25 protein-coding genes and 1 pseudogene are annotated in these 24,189 nt (G+C 68.2%); 6 read left to right on the forward strand and 20 right to left on the reverse strand.

Going from position 1 to position 24,189, the window contains the following annotated elements:
* Positions 1-62: 62 nt before the first annotated feature.
* Positions 63-785, forward strand: a complete 723-nt coding sequence (locus ABZ004_RS27190) for an O-methyltransferase (protein WP_355683892.1) — start codon at positions 63-65, stop codon at positions 783-785.
* A gap of 61 nt (positions 786-846) precedes the next feature.
* Complete coding sequence (locus ABZ004_RS27195; protein WP_355683893.1) at positions 847-1,506, forward strand: hypothetical protein; 660 nt, start codon at positions 847-849, stop codon at positions 1,504-1,506.
* On the opposite strand, the gene ABZ004_RS27200 is transcribed toward ABZ004_RS27195, so the two are convergent.
* From ABZ004_RS27200 to glgC, 10 genes are all read right to left on the reverse strand, one after another.
* Positions 1,490-2,650, reverse strand: a complete 1,161-nt coding sequence (locus ABZ004_RS27200; protein ID WP_355683894.1) for an aminotransferase class I/II-fold pyridoxal phosphate-dependent enzyme — start codon at positions 2,648-2,650, stop codon at positions 1,490-1,492. The genes ABZ004_RS27195 and ABZ004_RS27200 overlap by 17 nt on opposite strands.
* Positions 2,647-3,369, reverse strand: coding sequence for an alpha/beta hydrolase (locus tag ABZ004_RS27205; protein ID WP_355683895.1), 723 nt, complete (start codon positions 3,367-3,369; stop codon positions 2,647-2,649). The genes ABZ004_RS27200 and ABZ004_RS27205 overlap by 4 nt, the downstream gene beginning before the upstream one ends.
* Positions 3,370-3,380: 11 nt before the next feature.
* A complete protein-coding gene (locus ABZ004_RS27210; protein ID WP_355683896.1) occupies positions 3,381-4,397 on the reverse strand; it encodes an amidohydrolase family protein in 1,017 nt (338 codons plus the stop codon).
* Positions 4,382-4,531: a hypothetical protein gene (locus tag ABZ004_RS27215; protein ID WP_355683897.1), complete on the reverse strand. Its 150-nt coding sequence runs from the start codon at positions 4,529-4,531 to the stop codon at positions 4,382-4,384. Before ABZ004_RS27215 ends, ABZ004_RS27210 begins: the two co-directional genes overlap by 16 nt.
* Entirely contained in the window at positions 4,528-5,049 is a 522-nt protein-coding gene (locus ABZ004_RS27220; protein WP_355683898.1) for a 3-hydroxyanthranilate 3,4-dioxygenase, read from the reverse strand. The genes ABZ004_RS27215 and ABZ004_RS27220 overlap by 4 nt, the downstream gene beginning before the upstream one ends.
* Entirely contained in the window at positions 5,049-5,480 is a 432-nt protein-coding gene (locus tag ABZ004_RS27225) for a RidA family protein (protein ID WP_355683899.1), read from the reverse strand. The genes ABZ004_RS27220 and ABZ004_RS27225 overlap by 1 nt, the downstream gene beginning before the upstream one ends.
* A 630-nt stretch (positions 5,481-6,110) precedes the next feature.
* Positions 6,111-7,559: a 2-hydroxymuconic semialdehyde dehydrogenase gene (locus ABZ004_RS27230; protein WP_355683900.1), complete on the reverse strand. Its 1,449-nt coding sequence runs from the start codon at positions 7,557-7,559 to the stop codon at positions 6,111-6,113.
* A gap of 53 nt (positions 7,560-7,612) precedes the next feature.
* A complete protein-coding gene (locus ABZ004_RS27235; protein ID WP_355683901.1) occupies positions 7,613-8,923 on the reverse strand; it encodes an NAD(P)/FAD-dependent oxidoreductase in 1,311 nt (436 codons plus the stop codon).
* A 10-nt stretch (positions 8,924-8,933) separates the two neighbouring features.
* A complete protein-coding gene (gene kynU, locus ABZ004_RS27240; protein ID WP_355683902.1) occupies positions 8,934-10,262 on the reverse strand; it encodes a kynureninase in 1,329 nt (442 codons plus the stop codon).
* The gene (gene glgC, locus ABZ004_RS27245; RefSeq protein ID WP_355683903.1) at positions 10,259-11,485 is read right to left on the reverse strand and encodes a glucose-1-phosphate adenylyltransferase; all 1,227 of its coding nucleotides are present in this window, start codon (positions 11,483-11,485) and stop codon (positions 10,259-10,261) included. The genes kynU and glgC overlap by 4 nt, the downstream gene beginning before the upstream one ends.
* A 64-nt stretch (positions 11,486-11,549) precedes the next feature.
* Between glgC and ABZ004_RS27250 the strand changes: the two genes are divergently transcribed.
* Both ABZ004_RS27250 and glgA read left to right on the forward strand, forming a co-directional pair.
* Positions 11,550-12,086: a GNAT family N-acetyltransferase gene (locus tag ABZ004_RS27250; protein ID WP_355683904.1), complete on the forward strand. Its 537-nt coding sequence runs from the start codon at positions 11,550-11,552 to the stop codon at positions 12,084-12,086.
* An 89-nt stretch (positions 12,087-12,175) separates the two neighbouring features.
* Positions 12,176-13,330, forward strand: a complete 1,155-nt coding sequence (glgA, locus tag ABZ004_RS27255) for a glycogen synthase (protein ID WP_355683905.1) — start codon at positions 12,176-12,178, stop codon at positions 13,328-13,330.
* A 1-nt stretch (position 13,331) separates the two neighbouring features.
* On the opposite strand, the gene ABZ004_RS27260 is transcribed toward glgA, so the two are convergent.
* On the reverse strand, positions 13,332-14,849 hold the full coding sequence (locus tag ABZ004_RS27260; protein ID WP_355683906.1) for a leucyl aminopeptidase family protein: 1,518 nt from the start codon (positions 14,847-14,849) through the stop codon (positions 13,332-13,334).
* A 156-nt stretch (positions 14,850-15,005) separates the two neighbouring features.
* The gene (locus ABZ004_RS27265; RefSeq protein WP_012923066.1) at positions 15,006-15,173 is read right to left on the reverse strand and encodes a DUF3117 domain-containing protein; all 168 of its coding nucleotides are present in this window, start codon (positions 15,171-15,173) and stop codon (positions 15,006-15,008) included.
* Between the two features lie 179 nt (positions 15,174-15,352).
* On the opposite strand from ABZ004_RS27265, the gene ABZ004_RS27270 reads away from it, so the two are divergent.
* Both ABZ004_RS27270 and ABZ004_RS27275 read left to right on the forward strand, forming a co-directional pair.
* The gene (locus ABZ004_RS27270) at positions 15,353-16,150 is read left to right on the forward strand and encodes a PaaX family transcriptional regulator C-terminal domain-containing protein (protein ID WP_355683907.1); all 798 of its coding nucleotides are present in this window, start codon (positions 15,353-15,355) and stop codon (positions 16,148-16,150) included.
* Between the two features lie 31 nt (positions 16,151-16,181).
* Positions 16,182-16,973 (forward strand): enoyl-CoA hydratase-related protein, encoded by a 792-nt coding sequence (locus tag ABZ004_RS27275; protein ID WP_355683908.1) that lies wholly within the window; start codon positions 16,182-16,184, stop codon positions 16,971-16,973.
* Positions 16,974-17,158: 185 nt separating this feature from the next.
* On the opposite strand, the gene ABZ004_RS27280 is transcribed toward ABZ004_RS27275, so the two are convergent.
* The 8 genes and pseudogenes from ABZ004_RS27280 to ABZ004_RS27315 form a co-directional block, all read right to left on the reverse strand.
* Positions 17,159-17,719: a DNA-3-methyladenine glycosylase I gene (locus ABZ004_RS27280; RefSeq protein WP_355683909.1), complete on the reverse strand. Its 561-nt coding sequence runs from the start codon at positions 17,717-17,719 to the stop codon at positions 17,159-17,161.
* Positions 17,716-18,168 (reverse strand): SRPBCC family protein, encoded by a 453-nt coding sequence (locus ABZ004_RS27285; RefSeq protein WP_355683910.1) that lies wholly within the window; start codon positions 18,166-18,168, stop codon positions 17,716-17,718. Before ABZ004_RS27285 ends, ABZ004_RS27280 begins: the two co-directional genes overlap by 4 nt.
* Positions 18,168-20,129: a DivIVA domain-containing protein gene (locus ABZ004_RS27290; protein ID WP_355683938.1), complete on the reverse strand. Its 1,962-nt coding sequence runs from the start codon at positions 20,127-20,129 to the stop codon at positions 18,168-18,170. The genes ABZ004_RS27285 and ABZ004_RS27290 overlap by 1 nt, the downstream gene beginning before the upstream one ends.
* 99 nt (positions 20,130-20,228) lie before the next feature.
* Positions 20,229-21,095 carry a TIGR00730 family Rossman fold protein gene (locus tag ABZ004_RS27295; RefSeq protein WP_355683911.1) on the reverse strand — a complete coding sequence of 289 codons (867 nt, stop codon included), beginning with the start codon at positions 21,093-21,095 and terminating at the stop codon, positions 20,229-20,231.
* 72 nt (positions 21,096-21,167) lie between these two features.
* Positions 21,168-22,232 (reverse strand): succinyl-diaminopimelate desuccinylase, encoded by a 1,065-nt coding sequence (gene dapE, locus ABZ004_RS27300; RefSeq protein ID WP_355683912.1) that lies wholly within the window; start codon positions 22,230-22,232, stop codon positions 21,168-21,170.
* Entirely contained in the window at positions 22,219-22,923 is a 705-nt protein-coding gene (locus ABZ004_RS27305) for a VOC family protein (RefSeq protein WP_355683913.1), read from the reverse strand. The genes dapE and ABZ004_RS27305 overlap by 14 nt, the downstream gene beginning before the upstream one ends.
* Positions 22,924-23,177: 254 nt before the next feature.
* Entirely contained in the window at positions 23,178-23,918 is a 741-nt protein-coding gene (locus tag ABZ004_RS27310) for a hypothetical protein (protein ID WP_355683940.1), read from the reverse strand.
* A pseudogene (locus ABZ004_RS27315) lies at positions 23,895-24,127 on the reverse strand (LLM class flavin-dependent oxidoreductase); the annotation flags it as partial. The pseudogene ABZ004_RS27315 and the gene ABZ004_RS27310, both read right to left, overlap by 24 nt.
* Positions 24,128-24,189 lie beyond the last annotated feature (62 nt).

Below are 24,189 nucleotides of genomic sequence, written 5' to 3' on the forward strand. Positions count from 1 at the left end.
ACTTTGCCTGTCGAGGAAGATCATATCTGCTCAACCGCCGAAGTTACGAGCAAGAGTGCGCAATGCCTGCGCGGGAGACGCTGAACCGGGACCCGGGGACGCTAGGCTTCGGGTCAGCAGCGACACCGATCAGGGAGGGCATCATCGCCACGGGCATCGACCCCACGTCCTGGGCCTACGCCGAGGACTACACCGGTGAGAACGAGGTCGTCACCGGTGCACGGGCGAGCGCCGCGGACAGCGGCGTGTTCCCGATCGGTCCCGGCGCCGCCTCCGCGCTGAGCCTGCTCGCGGCCGCGGTGGGTGCCAAAGCAGTGGTGGAGATCGGCACCGGGACCGGCGTCTCCGGCCTGGCACTGCTCCGCGGGATGCGCCCGGACGGCACCCTGACGACGGTCGACATCGACGCCGAGAACCAGCGGCTGGCCCGCAAGACCTTCCTGGACGCCGGCGTACCGTCCAACCGGTTCCGGCTGATCGCGGGCTCCGCGCTCGACGTCGTCACCCGGCTCACCGACGGCCACTACGACCTGGTCTTCTGCGACGCCGACAAGCGCGAGTACACGGCGTACCTGCACGAGGCCCTGCGCCTGCTCCGCCCCGGCGGCGTCGTCGCCTTCGCCAGCGCCCTCGGCCACGGCCGGGTCGCCGACCCCGCCCACCGCGACCCCGACACCACCGCCATCCGCGACGTCATCCGCGCCATCCGGGACGACGACAACCTCGTCTCCGCCCTCCTCCCCGTCTCCGACGGCCTCCTGACCGCCGCCAAACGCTTCCCCTGAGCCCTGACAGCATCCGGCCATGCCTGGGTGGTCGACCGGCCGGCGTCGGTAAGGTCGCAGTATGGGTAGCCGGGCCGTTGGGGTGCTGCTGATCGGGTTGCTAGCTGGGATGGCCGGGTGCTCGGGGGACAAGCCGGAGGCATCCGAGTCGCCGAGTGCGGGCACTACGGCATCGTCGGGGCCCAGCTCGGCTCCGTCTGTCAGCCCCAGTGCGATGGGCGGTCATCCATGCACGGTGGATCCGCCGATGCCGAATCCCGACGCACCGCCGTACAAGGGCAAGGGGCCGCATCTTGTTGCCGCTGGGTTTGCGAAGTTCGACCGCAAGCTCTACACCGAGCCTTTCAAGAGCTACTACCTTCCGGCGGCCTGGCGGGCGCCGGTGGGTAAGCCGGGTGAAGACAACTCCACGGGATCCCAGCTGTCCGTCTGCAAGACCGGCCTGCGCCAGACCGGTACCAAACCGATCGCCACCTGCCGTTGGGACTTCGGCACCAGCAAGGTCTATCCGGCGACCCATCTGTTCCGCGTGTACGAGACCAGAACCGGTCGGCTGCTGAGCACGTTCACAGTCGCCGGTGACATCACCGACGACTTTTCGTGCCCGCAGGGTGGTGTCCAGGTCCCGATCGACGAAGGGGCGCCGGACGTTGCTCAGGACTACGACTTCAAGACGATCGAGGCGCGGCTGCGGTGGATGGTGCTCACAACCGTGCGCTGAGTCGCGCGATGGCTGTGCTCACCGCGGCCGGGTCCGTGGCGAAGCAGAGGCGGTAGTAGCCGGGGAGGGGGGTGTGGAAGGCGGCGCCTGGGGCGAGGTGGAGGCGGGCTTCGGTGAAGATGCGGGTGGCTAGGGTGCGTTCGGCTTCGAAGGTTGGTTCTGGGAGGAAGCCGCGGAGGTCGAGGTAGAGGAACAGGCCGGCGGTGGCTGGGAGGTAGGGGATGCCGGCCGCGTCGAGAGCTTCCGTCGTACGCCGGTACGCCGTCGCCAGGCGAATCCGGGATTCGGCCAGGAACGCTTCGGTCCACTCCGTGTCGGCGAGCAGATCACGGAGTACGGCCTGGGTGTCGCTCGAGGGGTTCGCCAGGCGACCGAGGCGTTCGGCGATCGCCCGGATCTCGGGATTGCGGGTCTGGAGTACGCCGACCCGGAACCCGCTCAGCCCGAAGTCCTTCGCGAATCCCCAGACCACGTGCAGCCGGTCCGCCGGAAGCACCGACGAGACCAGCCGGGTGGTGCTCACGAAGTCCCCGGAATACACGGATCCTGCGTAGATCTCGTCCGCGATGAGGTGCAGCCCGTGTCTCGCCGTCACCTCACCCACCGCCCGCAGCGTCGTCTCGTCGTAGGTCTGTCCGAGCGGGTTGTTCGGCGACACCAACGCGACGGCCCGCACCGGGCGGTCCGCCTCGACGATCGCCCGCTCTACGCTGTCAGCGGTTAGTTCAAGGCTTAGTTCAGGCCAGGCCGGGACGATCTCCGCTCCGGCCCGGGCCGAGAAGGCGAAGTCCACACCGGCGAAATACGGAGCCGGTACGACGATGCCGTCACCCGGGTCGCAGAGCGCGAACGCAAGGATTTCCAGAGCAGGACCGGCGCCCGCCAGAACCACGAGGTCAGCCGGGTCCACCTCGGACTTCTGCAACCCGGTCAGGAACCGCGCCAGCTCCACGCGCAATGAGAGAGAGCCCGCCCGATCCTGGTACCAGGTGTCCTCGGCCGTCACCCGGCGAGGCGCGGTGAGCTTCGGTTCGAGGAGATCGAAGACGAGCCGGTTCTCCGCCGTACCGAGGTCGATATACCCGTCGGGGTTGCCCGCAGACCACGGATCGCCCGCCATCACGGCGTACGGGTCGAAGGTCACCCGGAAAACCTCGTCAGCTCCGCCGTCACCAGATGCCACGCCTCGGTCAGCGGATCGATCACCTCGTAGTGCCCAGCTCCTTCGATGCGCACCAACCGAGCAGTCGGATGCGCGTTCAAATAAGACTCAGCGACTGTGATCGGCACTCGCAGATCGGCCGTCCCATGCACCATCGACACCGGCATGATCGGCGCCGGCAGATGCACCGGATCGAGATCGTTGCGTACGCCGCTCCCGACGAAATCCTGTACTGCGCCGTCGTCCAGCCCCAGCCGATCCGCCAGCAACAGATCCGCCACCGGAGCCAGCGCGACCGTCCCCCGCAACCGCACCGGGTTCAACGTCGCCGCGGCCCACAACGCCAGGTGCCCGCCCGCCGAATGCCCGATCAACACGAATCCGGCGTGCACATCCAGCAGATCCGGCAACCGATCCAGCGCCGTCCGCACGTCGCTGGTTGTCAGATCAGGCTGCCCCGGCTCCCTCCTGTACTCCAGCGAAGCCACCGGCCACCCCTCGTCGGCAAGCGCTTCACCGAGCGGCCGGGCGTGCGTCCGGTCGTATTCCGGGCGCCAGAACCCGCCATGGATGAACACCACCAGCGGCCGGTACGACTTGGCCTCCCAGACGTCCATCACCTGGTCCGGATGATCGCCGTACCGGAGCAGTTTGTCGGGCTCCCGCGCCTCGCGGGACAGCACGGAACGGTTCTCGCTCACTTCGGACCTCCTTAGTGAGGTCTGCCCAGGTAACGGTGTGCGTTTGTGGACAGCAGTTTCTGTTGCTGTCCGTCGGACAGGAAGCCGGCCTTCCGAACCACTTCACCGACCGGCCGTTCGCCCAGCGGATAAGGGTAATCACTGCCGAGAATCAGTTGGTCTTCTCCCAGAGTATCGACCAGCAGCCGCAAGGCAGGCTCTTCGAACACCACCGTATCGACGAAAAACCTGTTCAGGTAGTGGCTCGGCGAGTGTTCGGACTTGCCGCGGACGACGTCGCCGCGGCGCTGCCAGGCGTTCTCGACGCGCCCGAGCCAGAACGCGAAACTCCCACCACCGTGGGCGAAGCAGATCCGCAGCGACTCGGGCAGTTGGTCGAACGCGCCGCCCAGGATCATTGCCAGCAGCGACAAATGCGTCTCGCCGGGCATTCCGGTCAGCCAGCGCGCCATCCAGCGGTTCAGCCGCGGACCGCCGGGCATGTCCCACGGATGCACGAGAACCGGCGCGCCGACCTCGGCACAATGCTTGAGGAAGGCAACGATCCCGGCGTCGTCGAGGTCGCGATCGCCGACGTGGTTACCGATCTCGACGCCTTGGTGACCGGCCGCGAGACAGCGGTCGAGTTCGGCGCAGGCGGCGTCCGGGTCCTGCAGCGGCACCTGGCAGAACGGGATCAACCTGTTGTCCCCGGCAAGCGTCTCCAGGGTCAGGTCGTTGAAGATCCTGGAGACCTTGATCGCCTGGTCGGCGGGCCGCTCGTAGGCGAAGAAGACCGGGGTCGGCGAGACCACTTGGAGATCGATGCCGTCGGCATCCATATCTGTACGCCGGATCGCCGGATCCCAGGTCTGCGGACCGATCGGCCGGAACTCCGTCTCCCCGACCATGATCATCGCCGCCCGCTCGGAGTCGATCCGCAACCACGGCCAATCACCCCCACCACAGGCGACGGCGAGATCGGGCCATCCCTTGGGGACAAGGTGAGTGTGGACGTCGACGACCGGGTTCGTCACGTGACCGGCCATCCGGCGTACGGCGAGAGGCTCGGCACCCCGCGCAGGCGACCGGCCACCGCGCAGTACGGCGAGCTGCTCAGCACCTCGCGCAGGCGGCCCGCCATCGCGCAGTACGTGCCGCCCACCCCGTAGTACGGGATCATCCGGCCTTGCCTGGGTGGAGGGTGCCGCAGGTGGGGCAGGTGCGGGCTTCTTCGCTGTCGTAGAAGGCCTTGAAGACCGGCGGCAGGTCTTCGACGATGTCGTTCACCTGCAGCTCGACCTCGTGCACGATGCCGTTGCAGTTCGCGCAGTACCAACGGAACTTCTCCAGCGTGCCCTGTTCGCGGACCCGCTCGATCACCAGGCCGATCGAGTCCGCGTCGCGCTGCGGCGAGTGCGGCATGTTCCGTGGCAGCACCCACATCTCGCCCTCGTTGATGTCGACCCGGGCCGGCCCGTCGTCGGTCATCACGTCGACGTGCATGGTGCCCTTGATCTGGTAGAAGAACTCCTCGTACGGATCGACGTGGAAGTCGTTGCGCGAGTTCGGCCCGCCGACCACCATCGTGATGAAGTCGTCGCCGGTCGGGAACATCTGCTTGTTGCCGACCGGCGGCTTCAGCAGGTGCTTGTTCTCCTCGATCCAGCCGGGAAAGTTCGTCGACTTCAAGTTGACCATCACTTCACCTCTCCAGTGTCTTGCGGGATCGCCGCGACAGCCTGAATCTCGATGAGTAGTTGTGGATGCGGAAGCTGGTGCACGGCGACCGTCGTACGGGCCGGTCCGGTCTCGTCGAAGTACTCCGCGTACACCTCGTTGTAGCCGCCGAAGTCGTTCATGCTGACCAGGTACGACGTCAGGTTGACCACATCCTCCAGCCCGGCGCCGACGGAGGCGAGGATGTCCCGGATGTTCTCGATCACCGCCCGCGTCTGCTCCCGGATGTCCAGCGTGGTGGTGCCGAACTCGTCGACCGAAGCCCCCGCGATCGTGTTGTCGGCCCGCCGCGACGAGGTCCCCGAGACATACGCGAACCCGTTCGCGACCTTCACATGCGGAAACTTCCCCCGCGGCACAGCCTTCCCCGCCACCACCTTCGCGCCACTCATGCTCAACATCCTCCATCAGGCCCGGTCAGCCCACCACCCGTCGCCACGCACTCAGACCCTGCAGCCGTCACGGCCAAGTCTCCGGCGCGTCGCCTCAGACGACCAGGAGATGGTGCAGCGCTCCAGCCGTCTTGTGCACCTTGCCGCTGCTTTGGGGCGCAATCTGCCGCTCTGCGTCCAGCAACGTGCTGCACGGTGAATCCGGCCGATTTCCACATCCCGCCCTCGGCGGTCTCTGTGCGCCGACCGGCTCGATTCGCGCTCCTCACCACACCTCCCGGCTCGACTCGCCGAACCCCGCGCGACTTGCCGGATCGACTCGCCGGTTCGAGTCAACCACCCGGTTCGACTCGCCGACTTTTTCGTCGAAATACGGTGAGTCGGGCCGGTATGTCGAGGGGTGACGGTGAGTCGGGCCGGTAGGTCGAAAGAGCACAGCGAGTCGAGCCGGTAAGTGTGACCTCCGACGGCAGGTCGATACGGTCGGTGGGCCTGGGCGTGAGTGTGAGTGGTTCCGGACGGAGCCGAGGTCGGGCGGATCGGCTGGGCGGGCCTTGCCGAGCAGCACCTCGTCTCACACCAGCCACCTAGACGCCAATCTCACTGACGCAGGAACCTGTCGGGTTGGGTTCATGAGAGTTCAACGCAGACGTTCGTCAACTCTGAGTAGAAGTGGAAGGAGTGGGTGCCGCCTTCGCGGCCGAGGCCGGAGAGCTTCATGCCGCCGAAGGGGGTGCGGAGGTCGCGGAGGAACCAGGTGTTGACCCAGACGATGCCGACGTCGAGGGCGATGCCGGCCCGGTGGGCGCGGCCGACGTCGCGGGTCCAGACGGTCGCGGCGAGACCGTAGCGGCTGTTGTTGGCCAGGGCGAACGCCTCCTCTTCGGTGTCGAAGGGGGCGATGTGGCAGATCGGGCCGAAGATCTCCTCGGTGTTGGTGCGGGCGTCCGCGGGCAGGCCGGTGACGACGGTCGGCTGCACATAGCAACCACCGTCGCGGGCATCGCCGAACGACGGTACGCCGCCACCCGCGAGCACCGTGCCACCTTCGGAGCGCGCGAGCTCGTAGTACCCGAGGACCTTGTCGCGGTGCTGTTTGGAGATCAGCGGCATGTTCATCGTTGCTTCGTCGGCGGGCCAGCCGAAGGTGAGTTCGCTAGCGCGCTTGGCCAGTCGCTCGGAGAACTCTTCGAAGACGGGCCGTTGCACGTAGAGGCGTTCGGTGCACAGGCAGACCTGGCCGCCGTTGGTGAAGGTCGAGCGGATCGATCCCTCGACGGCTGCGTCCAGGTCGGCGTCGGCGAAGACGAGGCCCGCGTTCTTGCCGCCGAGTTCGAAGGAGACGGCCTTTACGCCGTCGGCCGCGGCCTTCGCGATCGCGCTGCCGGTGGACGATTCGCCGGTGAACGTGATCGCGTCGACGCCGGGATGCTTGGTCAGGAACTCCCCCGCCGACGACGGGCCGAAGCCGTGCACGAGGTTGAAGACACCGTCCGGTACGCCGGCCGCGGCCATCACCTCGGCGAGTACGGTCGCCGAGGACGGCGTCTCCTCGGAGGGTTTGACGACGACCGCGTTGCCGCAGGCAAGCGCCGGGGCGACCTTCCAGGTGAGCAGCAGCAGCGGAAGATTCCAGGGCACGATGATCGCCACCACACCAGCAGGCTTCCGTACGGCGTAATTCAACGCGCGCCGTCCGTCGGGCAACACCATCGGATACGACTCGGTCGGCGTGGTGGTCGCGAAGTCGGCAAACGCCCGGAAGTTGGCCGCTCCTCGCGGGATGTCGAGCGTCCGCGCCTGGCTGATCGACTTGCCGGTGTCGCCGACCTCTGCCGCGATCAGGTCGTCGAACCGCCGCTCCAACTCATCGGCAACCCGCCGCAACACCCCCGCCCGCTCCTGCTCCCCCATCCGCCCCCAAGGCCCCGTCAACGCAGCCCGAGCAGCCCCCACTGCCGCATCCACAATCGCCTCATCGGCTTCACACACATCAAAAATCTTCTCCCCCGTCACCGGCGAGAGCTTGGCAAACGTCGAGCCGCCGCTGACGAACTCCCCACCCACAAAGTTCCGCAACAGCCCTGCTTCACTGGGTTGCCCGGTCAACAGTTCAGGTCGCCAAAGCGAGGTCATCTTCTTCTCCTGGCAATTCGGCCCGCGATTCCGAGGACCGCCGCACCTAACAACACTCCGGCAGCCAGCGCCTGGTGTTGGCGGTGGACTCGGGCTCTAACCTCGGCGTACGGGGTGGTGGAGAAGGAGACTAGTTCGTAACGGGAGACGTAGCGGCCGGGGAGGGCTCGTTCGAGTGCGTGCTCGATGCGTTTGCCGAGGCGGAAGACCGGCGAGGCGACCTTGTCGCGCATCTCGACGAAGTTGGCCAGCGCCATCTCGGCGATCGCCTCGGTGTTCTCCCGCCGCCGGTGCTCGAAGAGTGGCAACGCGCGCGCCCACGTCCCCGCGGTGTCGTCCAGGCAGCGATCCAACTCGACCACATCCTCGAACGCACAGTTCGCGCCCTGCCCGTAGAACGGCACGATCGCGTGCGCCGCATCGCCGATCAGCGCAGTCCGCCCATGCGCCTGCCACGGCGACGTATGCACGGTCCCCAGCACCCCGACAGGATTGTGCTGATAGTCGTCCACCAACGAAGGGGCCAACGGCAACAGATCCGGGTACTCCGACCGGAAGTGCGCCTCGATCGCCCCGGCATCCGACAACGCGTCGAACGACCCGGTCGGCCGGAACAACGTGCAGGTGAACGACCGATCCGGATTAGGCAACGCGATCATCATCGACGTCCCCCGCGGCCAGATATGCAGCGCCCCCGGATCCAGCGCGAACTCCCCGTCCACAGCAGGGATGCTCAACTCCTTGTACCCGTAATCCAAGAAGTCGACGTCCTCCCCCACGGCACCCTCGGCCAGCAACTGCCCCCGTACTGCGGACCCAGCGCCATCAGCACCCAGTACGACGTCCGCCCGCGCCTCCACCTTGCCGGTAGGAGTCGCGAAGATCATCGACCCGGCCTGCGAATCGAGCTCCACCAGCCGATGCTCGAAGAACACCTCCACCCCAGGCGCCGCCGCAGCCGCATCCAGCAACGCGTTGTTGAGCACACCCCGACTGATCGAGTTGATCGCGCGTTCACCGGAAGCGCTGTACTGATGAAAGTCCAGCGGACCCTCAACCGGGTGGATCATCCGGCCCTTCATCGGCAACGCGTCGCGCATCACCTCGTCGACCAGCCCGATCCGCCGTAACGCATCCAGCCCGCGCTCGGAGATCGCCAGGTTGATCGACCGCCCGCGCTCCACCTGCGCCACCCGCGGATCCGGGCGCCGTTCGTACAGGGCCACCGGCAACCCCCGCCGCGCCAGGAAGCAGGCCAGCAGCGACCCGGTCAGCCCAGCTCCGACAATGGCGACACGCTCAGTCATCCACACTCCGTCATGAGGTCTCCGGAGATCCTGAGACCTCCGGAACGGCTTCGGCCAGCGCTCGAGCGGCCCGCCAGCAGTCGTGATACAGCGAGTACAGCGGAACAGGGGCAAGCCGCAGTACGTCGGGCTCCCGCGCGTCGGCGATCACCCCGAACTCGAATCGGAGCACCTTGGCGAGCTCCCCCGCCGTACGGTCTCCGCCGATGCGCAATGAGAGTTGCGCACCGCGTTCAGCCGGATCGCTCGGCGTGATCAGCTGCAACGGGCGACCGGGAAGGAATTCGGCGAGCAGGCGTTCCAGGTACGCCGTGAGCCGGATGCTGCGTTCCCGGAGTACGCCGATGCCGACCTTGTCGAACAGCTCCAGCGACGTCCGCACCGGGCTCATCGAGAAGATCGGCGGGTTCGACACCTGCCAGGCATCGGCCGACGCGGGCGGCCTCGACTCCGGCGTCATCTCGAACCGGGTCGCCGCATCCGTGCTCCACCAACCTTCGAACCGCTGCAGCTCCGTCGAGCCGAGATGCCGCTCGTGCACGAAGGCACCGGCGAGCGCACCCGGCCCGGAGTTGAGGTACTTGTACGAACACCAGGCCGCGAAATCCACGTCCCACTCGTGCAGCGACAACGGCACGTTCCCGGCCGCGTGCGCGAGATCCCAGCCGACGACCGCTCCAGCTTCGTGACCGGCTGCGGTGATCGCCGGAATGTCCATCAGCTGGCCGGTCAGGTAGTTGACCCCACCGAGCAGGACCAGGGCCACATCCGGAGTCAGGCGCGCGAGGACATCCGTCGTACGGAGGCAGTCTTCACCGTCCCGTGGCTTCAGTCGTACGACGGCGTCGTCGGGATCGAAGCCGTGGAAGCGGGCCTGCGACCGGACGGCGTAGCTGTCGGACGGGAAGGCCGAGTCCTCGATCACGATCCGGAAGCGGTCCACGGTCGGGCGGTAGAACGACACCATCAGCAGATGCAGGTTGACCGTGAGGGAATTCATGATCACGGTCTCGCTGGGCAAGGCGCCGACGAGGCGAGCGGCCGGCCCGGTGAGCAGCTCGTGGTACGGGAGCCAGGGACGCGTCGCTTCGAGATGCCCCTCGACACCCAGCGCCGCCCACGAGTCGAGGTCCTCGAGAAGCTCGCTGCGCGTCGCCTTGGGTCGAAGCCCGAGGGAGTTGCCCGCGAAGTAGGCGACGTCCGGGTAGTACCCGTCGTCGACCGGCGGGATGTCGAACAGGTCCCGGTGACCGGGGTCGGCCTTGTCCAGCGTGTACGACTCGGCCTCGGAGCCGATCTCCACGCCTTCGACAGCCGGTTGCGGCCCTAGCTCGGTCACGGCTTGATGACCTGGCCCTTGCCGAGCACCGTGACACCGCCCTTGGACACGGTGAACCCGCGCTCGCGGTCGTGATCCGGATCGACACCGATCTCGGTGTTGTCCGGGAGCTCGATGTTCTTGTCCAGGATCACGTTCTTGAGCACGACGTTCGCGCCGATCTTGCAGTTGTCCATGATCACCGCGCGTTCGATCTTCGCGCCGGCCAGCACGATCACGTTCGCGCCGATCACCGAGTGGTCCACGGTCGCGCCGCTGATGATGGAGCCTGCGCAGACGATCGACTCACCGACGGTCGCGTTGTCGGTGAACTTCGCGCCCGGCAGCTGCGGGTGCGAGGTGAAGATCGGCCAGTCGGAGTTGTAGAGGTTGAAGACCGGCTGGATCGAGACCAGGTCCATGTGCGCCTCGTGGTACGAGTCGAGTGAACCGACGTCGCGCCAGTACGAGCGGTCCCGGTCGAGCGCCCCCGGTACGTCGTTGTCCTTGAAGTCGTAGACGCCGGCCTTGCCCTCGGCAACCAGCATCGGGACGATGTCGCCGCCCATGTCGTGCCGGGAGGCGGGGTTGGCCGCGTCCTTCTTGAGCGCCTCGACCAGGACGTCGGCGCTGAACACGTAGTTACCCATCGAGGCGAACGTCTCGTCCGGGGAGTCCGGCAGGCCCGGTGGATCGGCCGGCTTCTCCAGGAACTCCGCGATCGCGTGCCCGTCGTCGGCGGTCTTGATCACGCCGAACTCCGACGCCTCGGCGCGCGGCACCCGGATGCCGGCCACGGTCACCCCGTTGCCGCGCTCGATGTGCGCCTGCACCATCTGGGAGGCGTCCATCCGGTACACGTGGTCCGCGCCGAACACAACGATGATGTCGGGCTTTGCGTCGTTGATGAGATTCATCGACTGGTAGATCGCGTCGGCACTGCCCTGGTACCACTGCGGGCCGAGTCGCTGCTGGGCCGGCACACAGGTGACGTAGTTGCCCAGGAACGTCGACATCCGCCAGGTGATCGTGACGTGCCGGTCGAGCGAGTGCGACTTGTACTGCGTGAGTACGCACAAGCTGCGGATGCCCGCGTTGACCAGGTTGGACAGCACGAAGTCGATCAGGCGATAACTCCCGCCGAACGGCACTGCCGGTTTGGCCCGGTCCGCCGTCAGCGGCATCAGCCGCTTCCCCTCGCCGCCGGCCAGCACGATTCCCAGGATCTTCGGTGCCTTCGCCATGTCCGCACCTTAGCTTCGGTCGGGGCTTTGCATAAGACGCTTGCGAGTGTCGGACACTGTGACCATGCCCGAACTCGTCGTACCGACTACTGCCGTTCACCGTTCCTTCCTCGACGCATGGGACGAGTTGGGGCCGGCGGAAGAGCGGTGGATGGGCGCGCGCGGGCCGTGGCGGGAGTGGAGCCGCGAGGAGCTGGAGGATCCGGGCGAGTTCGCCGCCTTCGTCGAGGCGGCCCGGTCCGAGGCGCTGCCGGAGACCGAGATGCCGCCGGATCTGGTGCACCAGACGATGCTCTGGTACGTCGAAGCCGACGAGTGGCTCGGCCGCCTCGCGATCCGGCACAGCCTCACTCCGGCGCTGTACGAACTCGGCGGACACATCGGCTACGTCGTCCGCCCCTCGGCCCAGCGCAAGGGCTACGCGACCCGGATGCTGACCGAGTCACTCCCCTGGGCGGCCCGGCTCGGCATCGACACCGCCCTGGTCACCTGCGACGTCGACAACTATGCCTCCCGCCGCGTCATCGAGTCCGCCGGCGGTGAACTCGAAGACGAACGCCACGGCAAACTCCGCTTCTGGGTCCCCACCCACGTCAGCTGAGGACGGCGCCCCACACCTTCCGCCTTCCCTGATCTCAGCCGCCCCGCGGCGGCCAGCCCTCGCTTTGCCAATGCTTTATGGTCAGCAGCATGAAGGTCGCGATACTGACACGTGAGTTCCCACCCGACGTGTACGGCGGGGCGGGGGTGCACGTGGACTTTCTGGTGCGCGAGCTGCGCCGGCTGCTCGACGTCGAAGTGCACTGCATGGGCGAACCACGGCTGGGCGCGATCGCGCACTCCGAGGACGACCCGCGGATGCCGCACGCGAACGCGGCCCTGCGGATCCTCTCCACCGACCTGACGATGACCGCCGGCGTCGAGTCGGCCGAGGTCGTGCACTCCCACACCTGGTACGCGAACATGGCCGGCCACTGGGCGAAGCTCCTGTACGGCGTACCGCACGTGGTCACCGCGCACTCATTGGAGCCGCTGCGGCCGTGGAAGGCGGAGCAGCTCGGCGGCGGCTACCGCTTGTCGAGCTGGGCCGAGCGTACGGCGTACGAGGCTGCTGATGCGGTTGTCGCGGTGAGCCACGCTACCCGCGATGACATCCTCGCCAGCTACCCGGCGATCGACCCGGCCAAGGTGCACATCATCACGAACGGGATCGACTCGGACTTCTACCACCCGGACCACTCGACGAACGTGCTCGAGCGGCTCGGCGTCGATCTGAACCGGCCGTACGTGACGTTCGTCGGCCGGATCACCCGGCAGAAGGGCGTCCCGCACCTGCTCCGCGCCGGACTGCAGCTGGACCCGTCGGTGCAGCTCGTGCTACTCGCCGGCGCCGCCGACACTCCCGAGCTGAAGGCCGAGACCGACGCGCTGGTCGACGAGCTGCGGACCAGCCGCGACGGTGTGTTCATCGTCTCGGAGATGCTGCCGCGTGAAGAGGTCCGGCAGGTTCTCACGCACGCGCTCGCGTTCTGCTGCCCGTCGGTCTACGAGCCGCTGGGCATCGTCAACCTGGAAGCGATGGCGTGCGAGACGGCCGTCGTCGCCAGCGCGGTCGGCGGCATTCCTGACGTCGTCGTCGACGGCGTGACCGGCACGCTGGTCGGCTATGACGAGAACGACATCGCGACCTTCGAACGCGAGCTCGCCGAAGGCATCAACGCCCTGGTCGCCGACCCCGCGAAGGCCGAAGCCATGGGCAAGGCCGGCCGCGCCCGCGCCATCGCCGACTTCGGCTGGGACGCCGTCGCCAACAAAACCGTAGAGCTTTACCAGTCGCTGCTGTAGGTCAGCCGATGCCGGCGGTGGGGGTGTCGCTGGTGAGCCAGGTGGTGAGCAGGCGGGCGCCGGCTCCGGTGGCGCCGGTGGTGTATTCGAGGGCGTCGGCCGGGGACTCGGCGATGCTGGACAGGTCCAGGTGCGCCCACGGCACGTCGCCCGCGAACGCCTTGAGGAACAGCGCGGCCGTGATCGACCCCGGTCCCTTCGAGGAGTTCACCGAATCCGCGATCGGGGTCGAGATCAGCTCGGTGTACTCGGCCGGCAGCGGCATCCGCCAGAGTCGCTCGCCGGACGCCTCACCCGCATCGGCGAGGTTGTCCGCGAGCGCGTCGTCGGTGGCGAACAACCCGCCGTACAGCATCGAGCCGAGCGACACCTTGATCGCGCCGGTCAGCGTCGCGATGTCGACGATGACGTCCGGCGCGAGCTCCTGGACGGCGTACGCGAGTCCGTCGGCAAGCACCAGACGCCCTTCGGCATCGGTGTTCTTCACCTCGGTCGTCCGGCCGCCGTAGTGCCGGATCACGTCGTCCGGCCGGTACGCCGTACCGGACGGCATGTTCTCGGCCGAGCAGATCAGCCCGGTGACGCGGACCTTCGCGCCGAGCTCCTTCAGCGCCGACATGGTCGCGATCACCGAACCACCGCCGGTCATGTCCCGCTTCATCGACACCATGCCCTCGCGTGGCTTCAGCGACAGGCCGCCGGTGTCGTAGGTGATGCCCTTGCCGACCAGGACGACGTACGGCGTGTCGTCGGTCGCGCCGGCCGGGGTGTAGTCGAGCCGGATGAACCGCGGCGGCCGGGTGGAGCCCTTGCCGACCGCAAGGATTCCGCCGAAGCCGTCGGCCGCCAGCTTCTTCTCGTCCCAGACAGTCACGTCCAGGCCGGTCTCGGCGGCCAGCTCCGTCGCGCGGGCGGCCATCCAGGCCGGGTCCTTCTCGTTCGAGGGGGTGGTGGCGAACTCGCGCGCCAGCCAGCCGGTGCGGCCGATCACCAGGCCGCGTTCGACCGCGATGTCGCGGTCCTCCTCGGTGCCGTCGGTCACCTCGATCCGGCCGGCCACCGGTTTACCGGTGTCGACGGTCTTGCGGCTGAACGTGAACGACCCGAGCACGACACCTTCGGCGAACGCCTGCAGCCCCGCGTCCTCGATGCCCTCGGCAACGACCGTGGTGAGCTCGTCCTTGCCGCGGCCGAAGCGTGCGATCGCGGCTCCGGCGTGTCGCAGGTCTCTCGGGGTGCCCGCGCCGGCACCGACCAGCAGCACCTCGGCCACCTCACCGGTGAGCAGCGGGTACGCGGCCGTCGTACCGGCGGAGCGGCTGAAACCGGACTCCTCCTGGACCTCCAGCAGCCGGTCGAGGTCGACGCCGAGACGCTCCCCGGCCTCCTTCGCGGCGGCGGGCAGGCCCGCTTCACCGACCAGGATCACCCAACTGCGGGCTCCATGGACGGGGAGCCCGGGCTGCCAGACGACGGCCGGCAGGGTCGGGAACACGGTGCGTGCACTTCGGCGAGCCACTTCGACGACCTCACTGTTCGATCACAGAACGGACTGATTCACGCTGGGCTGATTCTGGGCCAACCGTAACGACCCCGGCCGGTGCCGGAAAGCACCCACCGGGGTCGTTGGAGTTGTCGCGGGTGCGCTCGTGCAGATGCACCCCGGAGAGTCGGCTCAGCCGACAACGGCCTTCAGCGCGTTCCCGAGCTCGGTCGCCTCATCGGCGTTCAGTTCGACGACCAAACGACCGCCGCCCTCGAGCGGGACCCGCATCACGATCCCGCGGCCCTCCTTGGTGACCTCGAGCGGACCATCGCCCGTCCGCGGCTTCATCGCCGCCATGCGCGCACCCCTTCCCTCATGGATCTTGCCCTCTTCGGTCTTGAGCGACGACACCACACGGTGGACCGTCGCCGGCGCCGTGCGGTGATGCGCCGTCGGCGCGTATCGCAGTGTGTATCGCGACCCATTATCCCCGAAGTCAGGCCAGAGCCGTGCACCATACGGCAGACTCAGGTCTCGTGCACGCCCGTTCAGCGCTCTTCGACCTGTACGGCGACCACCTGCGCGCGCGTGGTGCGCGCGCCCCGGTGGCCGCCCTGGTCCGGCTGCTCGCGCCGCTGGGAGTCCATCCACCGGCCGTCCGGACCGCCGTCTCCCGGATGGTCCGGCAGGGCTGGCTGGAGCCGGTCCGGATCGACGGTCAGCCCGGTTACGCATTGACCACCCGGGCGCGTCGCCGCCTCGACGACGCCGCGGCCCGGATCTACCGCACCGAGGCCGGTGGCGACGGCCGTAGCGAGTGGGACCGCACGTGGCATCTGAGCATCTTGCACGAGGTCCCGAACGCCCGCCGCCGCGAACAGCTGGCGAGCCAACTCGCCTTCCTGGGTTGGGCTCCGCTGTCCGATGCGGCCTGGGTCGGACTGCGCAACGACAGCGAGGTGGACCAGATTCTCGGCGTCGAGGGAATCCCGGCGGACCGCTTCCGGGCACCGGTCGAGGACGACGCGGTCGAGTTCGCCCGGCGGGTCTGGAAACTCGACGAGCTCGGCGCGTCGTACGACAACTGGCTGAACGAGGCGAAGGCGCTGGCCGAGAGCGCCGGGCCGGACGCGACCGACGAGCAGGCGTTCGCGGTCCGCTCCCACCTGGTGCACGAGTGGCGCAAGTTCCTGTTCCTCGATCCGGGCCTGCCGGCCGAGCTCCTGCCGGACGACTGGGCCGGTGCCCGGGCGGCCGCATTCTTCGATTTCCACGCGAATCGGCTGGGCCACGCGGCCGGGCGTTTCGTGGACAACTGCCTGACCGTTCACTGAAAATCTCACCGACTGTTGGGAGCTAGGCACGATGAGTGACTCCGTCCTGTACGACGTGTCCGAGGGCATCGCCACGATCACCCTGAACCGGCCGGAAGCGATGAACTCGCTCGACATCGCCACCAAGGTCGCCCTCCGGGACACCCTGCAGGCCGCGGCCGAGGACACCGGCGTACGGGCTGTCGTCCTGACCGGGACCGGTCGCGCGTTCTGCGTCGGGCAGGACCTGAAGGAGCACATCACGCTGCTGGAGGCCAACGACACGGCCGCGCTCTGGAGCACGGTGCCGGACCACTACACGCCGATCGCGCTGGCCATCGCCGAGATGCCGAAGCCGGTGATCGCCGCCCTGAACGGCGTCGCCGCGGGCGCCGGCGCGTCGATGGCGTTCGCCGCGGACTTCCGGATCGTCGCCGACACGGCCGGCTTCAACCTGGCGTTCACCGGCATCGCGCTGTCCTGCGACACCGGGATCTCGTGGACCCTCCCCCGGCTGATCGGCCAGGCGCGCGCGACCGAACTCCTCTACTTCCCGCGCACCATCCCGGCCGCGGAGGCCCTGGACCTCGGCCTGGCCACCAAGGTCGTCCCTGCCCACGAGCTCGCGAGTGTCGTGGGCGAGCTGGCCACCAAACTCGCCAACGGCCCCACCGTCGCCTACGCCTCGGTCCGCCAGTCGATCGCCTACTCAGCCACCCACACCCTGGCCGAATCCCTCGCCTTCGAAGCCACCAAGATGCGCCTCACCGGCGACACCGAAGACCACAAAAACGCCGTAGCCTCCTTCGTCGCGAAAGAGCGCCCCACCTTCCACGGCAAATAACCCCCGACTCCGCTGCCCCCGCCCCCCGACGCCGCACTCGCGACGCCGCTCTCGCTGACCTGCATCTCGTTGCGTGGGGTTCACTCCCCTTTGCGTGCTTCACCCCCTGCTATAGCAGGGGGTTAAGCGGCACACGGAGGGCTGGGCCGCCTCTTCACGTCGATCGCCGGGTGCTGGCGGGGGCTTCAGCGGGCGATGCAGTCGGCTAGGTGGTCGTTGACGATTCCGGTGGCCTGCATGAGGGCGTAGGCGGTGGTGGGGCCTACGAAGACGAAGCCCTTCTTTTTAAGGGCTTTGGACATCGCGACGGATTCGGGCGTGGTGGCGGGGACCTCGTCGAAGGTTTTGGGGGCCGGGCGGTTCTCGGGCTGGAACGACCAGAGGAGGTCGGTGAGCTCGCCCTCCTGAAGCTCCAGCAGGGCGCGGGCGTTGGCGATCGTCGCGTTGATCTTCAGGCGATTGCGGACGATCCCGGCATCGGCCATCAACCGGTCGAAGTCGTCCGTCCCGTACGCCGCGATCTTCTGCGGATCGAACTGGTCGAACGCCTTCCGGAAGTTCTCCCGTTTGCGCAGGATCGTGATCCAGGACAACCCGGACTGGAACCCTTCCAGCGTCATCCGCTCGAACAACCCGTGGTCGTCGCGGATCTCCTTGCCCCACTCGGTGTCGTGATATTCGACGTACTCCGGAGCCGAGGTCGCCCAGCCGCAGCGGGGCTGACCATCCGGACCTGTGACCGTCATCGTGCGAGTTCCTTCGTCAGCCGGTTGAACGAGATCCGCATCATCAACTCGAACCCGGGCCGCACCACCGGCCAGGCGAGTCGCCCCAGCCGGCCGAACGGTGGCGTGACGTCCTCGGACCAGACGAAGGTGCTGGCGCCGCCGGGCGCGGGCCGGACGGCGAACGTCCCCGTTCCCCGCACGATCTTGCCGAGGTGTTTCACCGTGCATTCGCGCGGCGGATCCCAGTGCGTGATGACCATGTCGTCAGTGAACCCCAAGCCACCGACAGAAGTTCGCGCCGCGACTCCGCCGCCGACGCCCCGGCCGTCGTTCCCGGTCGCCCAGACGCGGGTGAACAGCATCCACCGCGACTGCCGCTCCCAGTCCATCACCAGATCCCAAGCGTCCTCCGGCGCCATCGGCAACCGCACCGAGGCCTCCGCATGACAAGACCCGCTGTCAGTCATCAGCTCGGACGCTGAAAGGCACCCGTATCGGGAGCCGCACTATGCCGCCCCCGAGGAGCCTGATCAGTCAGCTCCTCGCCCAGCCCACTCTGCTCGCCCACCACCCCGTTCTCCCGCTCCCCAGGCAAGTCCTGCCACCCGTTGGCCGACTGCACCCCCGCCGCGCCCGGATCAGCCCACAACTGCCCCTGCACCTGCCCCCGTACGACGCCCTGCCCCGCCTGAGCCTGCCCCGCAGCTTCGCCCACCCCGGGCTGCCCCGCCTGGGTCTCCCCCGCGGGTTGCCCGCCCCTAGGCTGCCCCTGGGTTTCCTCGACGCCAGGAAGTCCCGCGGCTTGCTCCACGCCAGCGTGCTCCGCCCCGGACTGCTCTACCGCAGCTTGCTCCGCACCTGACTGCTGCTCCGGCTCGGGGCGCTGCCACGTACCCAAACCCGACTCAGGCTGACCGGCCGCAGACTGCGCCGCCCCGCCTTGCCCCGTCCCACCTTGCTCCGCAGCTGCTTGCTCCTGCCCCTCAGGGCGCTGCCAGGTGGTCCACCCCGACTGCTCGCCGACCTGCGGCGCGTCGGGCTGCTGTGCTGCCGGCTGCTCTTGCTGCGCGGCCGGCGGCTGCTCTGCGGGTGCGGTGGGTGGTGTCTCCTCGAACCAGGACTGCGATTCGGCTGAACTCTGTGGGTGCAGCGTGGGCTCCGGCGGCACCGGCGGAAGTGGCACCTCCAGTGCGGAGGACCCTCCTCCTGCCAGACCCTGGGCGCCTGCGATTGGCGAAGCGGGCTCTGCTACTTGCGGTTGGGCGGCCTGCTCCGCTGGAGACTCGACTGGAGGCTGGGACTCGGCTGAAGGCTGGGCAGGGCGGGCTGGCTCGGGCGTGACGCTCTGCTGAATCGGGGTGTCGGCTGCTACCTGCGGGCCAGTCTGAGCCGGCTGCACTGCTGCCGGCGGGAACGCCTGCTGCGCCTCCGACTGGAACGGCTGCTGCGCCTCCGGCTGGAACGGCTGCGTCGCTTCACCATGGGCTGCCTGTGGGGCGTCGGGCGGGGCTGCCTGCTGCGCTTCGGAATCGGCTGAAGGCTCGGGCTGGGCGCCCTGCTGGGCTTCAGACTCCGCGACAGACAGTCCCCCAGATGCCGCGGAACCCGGCTGTACCGCGGACCCGTCGGCGACAGGCTGGGTCGCGGGCGCCTCGGCGACAGGCTGTGCCCAGAAACCCTCGGCGACCGGCTCGTCCCCGGGTGCCTCAGCGACCACCTGAGTCTCGGGCTCTGCGACAGGCTGGACCACAGGTGCCTCGGTGACGGGCTGTCCCGCGGATGCCTCGGCGAGCGGCTCTGTCCCGGGTGCCTCAGCGGCAGGCTGGGTCGCGAAATCCTCGGCGAGTGGCTCTGCTTCGGGTGCCTCGGCGACAGGGTGGGTCGCGAAATCCTCGGCGAGTGGCTCTGCTGCGGGTGCCTCGGCGACAGGGTGTGCCGCGGAAGGGTCGGCGGTCGGCTCTGCTTCGGGTGCCTCGGCGACAGGGTGGTGGGTCGCGGAAGGATCGGCCACAGGTGCTTCGGGGGTCGTGGTGTCTGGTGGGAAGTCGCCGCCGACGAGGATGGGGAGTTGGTAGCCGGTGTCGTCGAAGTCGGCGGGGTCGTAGGTGTGCCGGGAGGCGAAGCCGGCGCCCTCGGGGCCGTGCATGATGGGGGTGACGGCTCGCTCGAGGTCGGCGATCCGGCGGTCGCGCTCGGCGACCTCGCGGGCGACCCGTTCGAGCAGCGTGTCGACCTCGTCCATCCGGTAGCCGCGCAGGCCGACGCCGAAGCGCGCCGTCTCGATGTCGTCCGAGGTGAGCGCTTGCCGGGCCGGTACCGACATGTCCGGCCGATCGTCGTACGCCGTACTCATAGCGCCCCAGCGCCCGGAGGCGACCACGGCGACGGCCCCGATGAGGACCACGACAATCAGCGCAAAGAACCACATCACGGGACCGATCGTGCCATGCCGCGGTACCTCACCGCACAATCGCTCCGGGTTTCCCGGCCGTCCGAACCTCACCGGTCCGTCCGACGCTGCGGGGTTTCACTGCCCGTCCGAACCCAGCCGGTGCGCCTCGCGCCGCTCGCGCGCCTCGGGGCTGTCCACTTCGGCGACGTCGCGCGCCGCCGCCGATGCCGCCGCGGCCGCGGCGGCATCGGCCAGCTCACCCGACTTGACGATGTAGCTGATCGCCTCGTCCTCGTCGTCGGTGACGATGAACATCTCCAGGTCGGCCGTGGAGATCTTGCCGTCGGCAAGCATCGTCTCGCGCAGCCAGTCGACCAGCCCGCTCCAGTACGACGTACCGAACAGCACCACCGGGAACGACGTCACCTTGCGCGTCTGCGCCAGCGTCAACGCCTCGAACAGCTCGTCCAGCGTGCCGAACCCGCCCGGCATCACCACGAACCCCTGGGCGTACTTCACGAACATCGTCTTGCGGGTGAAGAAGTACCGGAAGTTCATCCCGATGTCGACCCACTCGTTCAGCCCACTCTCGAACGGCAGCTCGATGCCGAGCCCGACCGACACGCCGCCGGCCTCGGAGGCGCCCTTGTTCGCCGCCTCCATCACGCCCGGCCCACCGCCGGTGATCACCGCGTACCCGGCCTCGACCAGCTTCCGCCCGAACCGCTCGGCGGCCGCGTACATCGGGTCGTCCGGACTGGTCCGCGCCGACCCGAAGACACTGATGGCAGCCCCGAGCTCGGCGAGCATGCCGAAGCCCTCGATGAATTCCGACTGGATCCGCAGCACCCGCCAGGGGTCGGTGTGCACCCAGTCGGACGGTCCGCGGCTGTCCAGCAGGCGCTGCTCCGACGTCGAGTGCTGCACCTGGTTACGCCGCATCACCACGGGCCCGCGCTGCTGCGACTGCGGGCGGTCCGGGTGGATCGATGGTTCTGCCATACCCCAAGATTAGTGCGGAGGGCCACCACAGACCCGCAGTACGGGCAGGTCACGCCGAGCGGCAAGCCATAACTATTCCGCTGTCAACCAGCTTCTCAACCGCTGTTCACACTGCTCGATCTCCGCCTCCGGCACGTACTCCTCCTGCTTGTGCGCCAGCAGCGGGTCGCCAGGCCCGTAATTCACCGCCGGTACGCCGAGCAGCGTGAACCGGGCGACGTCGGTCCACCCGAACTTCGGCTGCGGCTCACCACCGACAACCTTCAAGAAAGCAGCCGCCGCCGGACGCTCCAGCCCAGGCAACCCACCCGGCGCCGAGTCCGTCACCACCACCTCGAACCCTGCGAACACCTCCCGGACATGCGCCTCGGCCTCCGCCTCCGACCGGCTCGGCGCGAACCGGTAGTTGACCACGACCGTGCACAGATCCGGTACGACGTTGCCCGCGACCCCACCGCTGATCCCGACCGCGTTCAGCCCCTCGCGGTACTCGAGCCCGTCGATCAGCACCCGCCGTGGCTCGTACGCCGCCAGCCGCGCCAGCACCTCACCGGCCGCATGGATCGCGTTCTGCCCCATCCACGAGCGGGCCGAGTGCGCCCGCTCACCGCGAGTCGTGATCTCCGCCCGCATCGTCCCCTGGCAGCCGGCCTCGACGACGGCGTTCGACGGCTCCATCACCACCGCGAACACGCCCTGCAGCAACTCCGGCGAAGACTGGGAGAGCTTGAACAGCCCGTTCCGCTCGGCCTCGATCTCCTCGCAGTCGTAAAACACATAGGTGACATCGCGGATCGGCTCAGTCAGGGTCGCCGCGAGCCGGAGCCCGACCGCGACCCCACCCTTCATGTCGCACGCACCGAGCCCGTGGATCAGCCCGTCCGCGCGCCGCGCCGGCAGGTTGTCGTTCAGCGGCACGGTGTCGAGGTGCCCGGCGATCACGATCCGCTCGGCGCGCCCGAGTCCGGTCCGGGCGACGACCGTGTTCCCGTGCCGGCTGACGGTCAGCTGCGGGTACGCCGAGAGGGCGACCTCGACCGCGTCGGCCAGTTCCTGTTCGGACCCGCTGACCGACGAGATGTCGACCAGCGACTCGGTCAGGTCCGGTCCGGACTGGGTGAGATCAAGCTTGGTCATCGGTCTCCTCGGCGGCAGCGGGTGGCAGGAACACACAGAACTCGTTGCCCTCGGGATCGGCGCAGACCCACCAGCCGATCTCGTCATCCTTGGGCCGCAGCAGTGTCGCACCCGCGTCCAGCACGGGCTGCAGCTCGTCCGCGGTGACGTCCCAGTGGATCCGGTTCTTGACCGTCTTAGGCTCGGGCACGGGAACGAAGACCCAGTACGGGAACGGCAGCCCGGGAACCTCCTCCAGCCAGTAATACGGCTCGCCGGGCCGATGCTTGGCCTCACCACCCACCAGCCCCGCCCACCACCGCGCCTGCGCCTCCGGGTCAACCGAGTCGACGACCAACTCCATCAGCCGGTACGCCGGTACGCTGTCCCGCTCGAACCCGCAGAACTCACCACCCTCGGGATCCTCCAGGACGGTCCACGGCTGCTCGTCGCTGATCGGACTCCGCACCACCGCGCCGAGCTTCTCCAGTTCCCCGATCGACCCGGTGTGCACGTCCAGATGCACCCGCTGCTTCACCGTCCGCGGCTCCGGAACCTGATTGATCCACACCGTCTTCTCCGGCCGGTCCCCCACCAGCACCGCCGGATTGTCCGCCGGCGACGTCAACCCGAGCACTCGTCCCCAGAAAGACGTCATCGCACTAGGACACGTCACATCCACACACAGGTCCTTGAACCTCGCAACACCCATCCCCCAAGGCTAGTGCGCCCAATCCCCCACCCACCCATTCCAGCCCCACAGTCCCCATCCGACCTACCTACTCATCTTCGGGCCGGTTGATCTGGACACTCGCCAGGGACTGAAGAAGCTGCCCCAGCCATCGCATGCCGGGCGGGTCTGGTAGCCGTCACACAGCTCCGTCGAGGCACACGCCGGGGCAGGCAAGATTCGACGTGATGGGACGGAATTCTTCAGTGAACCCGGCAGCAGAGTGTCGACGGGTGTTACCGCTCACCCACCACGCCCCCACTCACCCGCGAATGCCCCCCAGTGCGCCCATCACCCACGCCAGGGGCATGGGTCATGGGAATGTCATGAGCCGTAGGCAGCCGCCGCCGGACGCGAGCGAGTGAATGGGCAGGACAGCGGCGGTAGGCGATGCGCCCCTTGAGGGGAAGGCGGCAACGGTCCATCCAAGACAACCGGACCGACCCCGTCGGCTGCAGTACCTCCCGCAGCGTCGGGAACCACGACACCGGCAGCAACATCAGCGAATCGCTCTTCGCCAGCTCCTCCGCGTCGATCCCGGTTGCCTGCTTCGTCCAGACCTGCAGCTCGCCGTTGCCGGCCGCGAACAGGTTCATCGCCAACTCGATGTCGTCCGCCCGCGACGCCGCCAGCTCCCGCTGCTCCCGCTGCTCCCGCTGCTCCCGCTGCTCCCGAGCGAGCGTGGCGACCTCCTCGCGCGGCGCCGTCGCCGGCTTCGCGATCGACACGATGTTCGCGCGCGCCGCCGCCAGCGCCTTGTGTCCCGCGGCGGCGAGCATGATCGGCGTACGCCGTTCGCCATCCAGCTTGGCCAGCTGATCCAGCGTCTCGATGAGCTGCTCGCGACGCTCCTGTGCCGTTCCCCAAGGCAACCCCAGCTCAGCCGCAAACTTCGCCGCCGTCGGACGCCCGGTCCCGATTCCCAAGTCGAACCGCCCATCCGTCAGCGTGTGCGCATCCCACGCCGCTTTCCGCATGAAAACGGACCGCCGCGCCCGACGATCGCCTGGTCCGCCGCGCCGTGCCCGTAGTGCTCGAAGCGCTGGCGGTAGTAGTTCACCAGCCGGGCCGTGTGATCGGCCGGCCAGAAGATGTTGTTGTGGAAGAACCCGTCACCGTAGTACGCGGCCTACTCGGCGATCTCCGGGCTGCGGATCGAACCGTGCCAGACGAACGGGGGTACACCGTGGTGAACGCGACACCGATTCCCCGCATGCATGGAGCCGGGCGTACTGAACGCGACACCGA

This window comes from Kribbella sp. NPDC006257, assembly GCF_040613535.1.
Lineage (GTDB): Bacteria > Actinomycetota > Actinomycetes > Propionibacteriales > Kribbellaceae > Kribbella.

Excerpts from the sequence above, each read along its gene's own strand:
- ABZ004_RS27190 (WP_355683892.1), top strand. The coding sequence starts at position 63 with ATGCCTGCGCGGGAGACGCTGAACCGGGACCCGGGGACGCTAGGCTTC.
- ABZ004_RS27195 (WP_355683893.1), top strand. The coding sequence starts at position 847 with ATGGGTAGCCGGGCCGTTGGGGTGCTGCTGATCGGGTTGCTAGCTGGG.
- ABZ004_RS27210 (WP_355683896.1), bottom strand. The coding sequence starts at position 4,397 with ATGGCCGGTCACGTGACGAACCCGGTCGTCGACGTCCACACTCACCTT.
- ABZ004_RS27215 (WP_355683897.1), bottom strand. The coding sequence starts at position 4,531 with ATGATCCCGTACTACGGGGTGGGCGGCACGTACTGCGCGATGGCGGGC.
- ABZ004_RS27220 (WP_355683898.1), bottom strand. The coding sequence starts at position 5,049 with ATGGTCAACTTGAAGTCGACGAACTTTCCCGGCTGGATCGAGGAGAAC.
- ABZ004_RS27225 (WP_355683899.1), bottom strand. The coding sequence starts at position 5,480 with ATGAGTGGCGCGAAGGTGGTGGCGGGGAAGGCTGTGCCGCGGGGGAAG.
- ABZ004_RS27235 (WP_355683901.1), bottom strand. The coding sequence starts at position 8,923 with ATGACTGAGCGTGTCGCCATTGTCGGAGCTGGGCTGACCGGGTCGCTG.
- glgC (WP_355683903.1), bottom strand. The coding sequence starts at position 11,485 with ATGGCGAAGGCACCGAAGATCCTGGGAATCGTGCTGGCCGGCGGCGAG.
- ABZ004_RS27250 (WP_355683904.1), top strand. The coding sequence starts at position 11,550 with ATGCCCGAACTCGTCGTACCGACTACTGCCGTTCACCGTTCCTTCCTC.
- glgA (WP_355683905.1), top strand. The coding sequence starts at position 12,176 with ATGAAGGTCGCGATACTGACACGTGAGTTCCCACCCGACGTGTACGGC.
- ABZ004_RS27265 (WP_012923066.1), bottom strand. The coding sequence starts at position 15,173 with ATGGCGGCGATGAAGCCGCGGACGGGCGATGGTCCGCTCGAGGTCACC.
- ABZ004_RS27275 (WP_355683908.1), top strand. The coding sequence starts at position 16,182 with ATGAGTGACTCCGTCCTGTACGACGTGTCCGAGGGCATCGCCACGATC.
- ABZ004_RS27280 (WP_355683909.1), bottom strand. The coding sequence starts at position 17,719 with ATGACGGTCACAGGTCCGGATGGTCAGCCCCGCTGCGGCTGGGCGACC.
- ABZ004_RS27285 (WP_355683910.1), bottom strand. The coding sequence starts at position 18,168 with ATGACTGACAGCGGGTCTTGTCATGCGGAGGCCTCGGTGCGGTTGCCG.
- ABZ004_RS27290 (WP_355683938.1), bottom strand. The coding sequence starts at position 20,129 with ATGTGGTTCTTTGCGCTGATTGTCGTGGTCCTCATCGGGGCCGTCGCC.
- ABZ004_RS27295 (WP_355683911.1), bottom strand. The coding sequence starts at position 21,095 with ATGGCAGAACCATCGATCCACCCGGACCGCCCGCAGTCGCAGCAGCGC.
- dapE (WP_355683912.1), bottom strand. The coding sequence starts at position 22,232 with ATGACCAAGCTTGATCTCACCCAGTCCGGACCGGACCTGACCGAGTCG.
- ABZ004_RS27305 (WP_355683913.1), bottom strand. The coding sequence starts at position 22,923 with ATGGGTGTTGCGAGGTTCAAGGACCTGTGTGTGGATGTGACGTGTCCT.
- ABZ004_RS27310 (WP_355683940.1), bottom strand. The coding sequence starts at position 23,918 with ATGCGGAAAGCGGCGTGGGATGCGCACACGCTGACGGATGGGCGGTTC.